General features: G+C 54.8%; 1 protein-coding gene and 2 pseudogenes. All 3 read left to right on the top strand.

All coding sequences use genetic code 11. The features are described from left to right. Positions 1–445 (top strand): annotated as a pseudogene (locus tag EXE44_RS21125) (hypothetical protein); the annotation flags it as partial. Positions 446–649: 204 nt separating this feature from the next. Further along, entirely contained in the window at positions 650–1,324 is a 675-nt protein-coding gene (locus tag EXE44_RS16010) for a hypothetical protein (RefSeq protein ID WP_206750392.1), read from the top strand. A gap of 95 nt (positions 1,325–1,419) precedes the next feature. Then, positions 1,420–3,132, top strand: a pseudogene (locus EXE44_RS16005) (transposase). Positions 3,133–3,468: the final 336 nt, after the last annotated feature.

Raw genomic sequence — 3,468 nt, 5'->3', positions numbered from 1 at the left:
TTCCGCCACCGCCGCGCCCGCGAACCAAACAGCAGATGCTGATCAAGAAACGAACAGTACTGCTACGGGGACGAGTGAGATAGGGATAGAGTCACTTAGCGGACTATCGCTATTTGATTCGCTCGGAGCACTCTTTTCCGATGATAGTGCATCCGATAGCTTGACTGCCGACACCCCGAGTGAGACCATCGATATCGACGACATCAACGAGACAGACACTGACGACCTCAACGAGACCGACACCGACGACAATTCGGATTCAGAGGATACGGTTTCTGACGACAGCTCAAACGAGAACAAAGGTGACGAAAACTCTGATGAGGATGACGCTGGCAACCCTGATTCAGACTCTGACTCCGACGACCAGTCCGACGATGATGACTCTGACGACCAGTCCGACGATGATGACTCTGACGACCAGTCCGACGATGATGACGAAGATTAGCTGATCGCGGATCAAACCTATCCGCTATTGTAAAGTAACCGTCTGCAGGCACAGTAGTCCCGGGCACCTGCGTTGAGCCCTTCGTATTATGCCAGAATACTGTGTGGACGCATACGATTCGATGACTGGACGCGAACACACTTTTTGATACCGTACCCACAGCTAGATATGTATAATCGATTATCGCAAGTCGGTCTCGCCGTTGTGCTCATTCTGGTCGTTAGTGGAGTCGGCACTGTTCAAGCGGGGGCATCACCAGTAGATGGTGATCATATAGTCGTGAAAAATCTTGACGCAACAGAACAGTCACTCCCTCCTGTTGCGGACGTGGATGAATTGGAGGGTGAGGAAGAGGAAGGTGAAGATGTAGAGGATTCGGACGAAGATGAGACAGGCGCGAGTCTGATTGGAGATTGGTGGGGCCTTGGTGGCGAAGTGAATGAGGCTCCGTACATTGGTGTGGTTGAAGCTGGCGTTGTCCTTCTCGTCTTCGGTGTCCTCGGGTACAGTCTTGTAAAGCGAAAGCGATTGCTGCCGGTGCAGTACCGTCGGTATCAGTTACAAACACACCAGTGGGTCGTTCTCATCGGGACGGCACTAACGCTGCCACACTTCATTGCTGTCGAAGAGTGGGAAGGCCTCGGTCTCGCAGTTGCTGTCTTGCTCGGTGTAGAGGTGGCGAGTGGCCTGTATGGTCGATATCTACATCGACACGTCGTCCGGCTTGGACGAGGAGATGAGACACCGTCAGTCGTTGGCCGTGTGCTGACTGTCACAAAAGAGACTCTCTTTTCACGATGGCGACGAATACACGTCTTGCTGACTGTTGTCACTGCCATCATCCTCGTCCTCCACATTATCACCGCAATCGGTGACTGACCTTCCCGTGGTCTCGACTCAGCCTGATAGTAGAGGACTGGCAGCAAAGTTGGAATTGGCCCGTTTCGGACAGTACCGCACATCTTTCGATGGAGATGAGTCCGTACACGAGTCAGGGGCATGGAGTTCTAGTGGTCCCGAGTGACACTTCCCGCCGTGATGTCTTTCGACGAATCGCTCAACGCCCACACGTCGATTGGCCGGCCTACGACGCGACGCCACTGTACGACCAAAGTTCACTGACTGCGCTCATTGAGGATTTCCGGACTGTCTCTGGAATCTGGTTCGAACACAGCGCTCACAACTCGGTCGAGGGGTTGGTCTGTCAGTATCTACTGTCCTACGTGGAGTTCAGTCCCCACGACCAGTACTCCGGTCCGACCCGATATGAGATGCCACAGCTCTTCAGAGCGTTCCTGCTGAAAGAAGTGTACGGCTGGGATCACGAAACCGCGCTCGTCGAGTATCTCCGTCAGCACTCTGAAACCCGTCGATCGCTTGGGTTCGATTCCGTTCCCGACCAGTCGACTCTCTGGCGCAGTTGGAATGAGCGCTTCAGTGCCAAGCTCCGTGAGACTGTCGAGAGAACGGCTCGGACGACCCTCATCAACGCCCAGAATGCCGGTGTTGCGGTTCCTCGTGACCCGGAACGGAAGCTCCAGTACCACAACGAAGAGTCTATGGAGACCGATCTTGACGACCAGACTATTTTGGAAGAAGCAGCGAAGATCAGCGATCACGTCAGCCGAGTCGTCTTCCCGTCATTCTCGTTGGACCGTGGTGATGGCTGTGAAATCCATGAGAACGCGTACTGGGACTTACAAACGTATCTGGGTCTTCGTGAGCGGCTGGCTGCGAACGAAGGGGCTCGCAGTTTCGTCTACGAATCGACTCGGGATCGGACGCCGCTGGGGCACGCCCATCGGGAGCAGATTCGGAACCTCTCGATTGAACAGGTTCGAGCGATGTACCGGCAGGCCATCACTCGGCTCCTGAACGAAGTTGCCGAGACAGAGCAGTTCTTTCGAGCCGGAATCGTCGCGATCGACATTACCGAAGCTGACCCGTTCACAGGTAACCGCACGGGCCACGAGGACGAGATCATCGGGACGAAGGAGAAGACCGACGAGTATGCTTACCAGTGGGCGTCCGTCCAGTTAGTCGGCAACGCCGTCCCGCTGGTCCTCGATGCCCGCCCCGTCCGAAAGGGGGAGACACGACTGGAAATCGTCGAGGACTTGCTGGATTCGGCTGAAGAGTTGGTACACGTCGATAACGTGCTGATGGATCGGGAGTTCGACAGCCAGCACATCCTGGAGATGATCAGCCAGCGCGGGCTTTCATACGTCGTGCCGAAGCGAATGCAGACCAGCGAGAAAGCCCAGGCCAAGCGATTGCTCCAGCGCGACCAAGACCGCTACGAGACCGACCGGAAGCTCCATCTCGGAAAGAATGAGTGGCACGAGACGACGCTGATCTACCGCCGGAAAGAGGACTCCGAGCACGACGATCATCGGCAGTACTCGGTGTTCATGACGAACCGGGGGAGCGGACACCTCACGGAGTACGGCTACCGGTAGGAAATCGAGAGTGGCTATCGATCGATAAAGCGGTTCATGGCGGCGACGACGTCGAAGAATTTCGGGCTCCGATTCTTCTACTTCGAATTCGCGTGTCTCTTGTACTCGATTTGGCGAGCGGTCGATTTGCTCGTCCAAGTCGAGCTGACGGGTGAGTATGAACATTCGCCGATCGTAACAGCCGACAATACGCTGACGCTGCTGAAGAAGGAAACTGGAATCGGATAGAGAGATACTCTGTCCGGGGTAGTCCGGATTCCTGAGTGGCAACACTGTCGGAGATCTTGGAAATTCACCGGTTTAGTTGGTAGTACGCCACCAGAAGACTATCGAGAGTAGATCCGAAGCAGCTTCGCCTCGAAAATTCGCCCGAAACCACGCATCACAGCCCCGCTAAACCCACTGTAGTCTCAACTTCACTTCTCACTATTAACGAGGTTTCTGTGGAGTCATTTGAGATCAGACCCCAATTAATCAGATATTTGTCAGTAACTGAATAGAATAGATTGTATGGCCGGGGTGGGCTCCGAACCCACGATCTCCGCATGTCCCAGGTCCGAGGCT

Origin of the sequence: Halorubrum sp. SS7 (genome assembly GCF_005435055.1) — an archaeon.
Taxonomy (GTDB): domain Archaea; phylum Halobacteriota; class Halobacteria; order Halobacteriales; family Haloferacaceae; genus Halorubrum; species Halorubrum salinarum.
The sequence above is the reverse complement of the archived record's forward strand: the minus strand, read 5'-3'. Positions and strand labels throughout refer to the sequence as shown.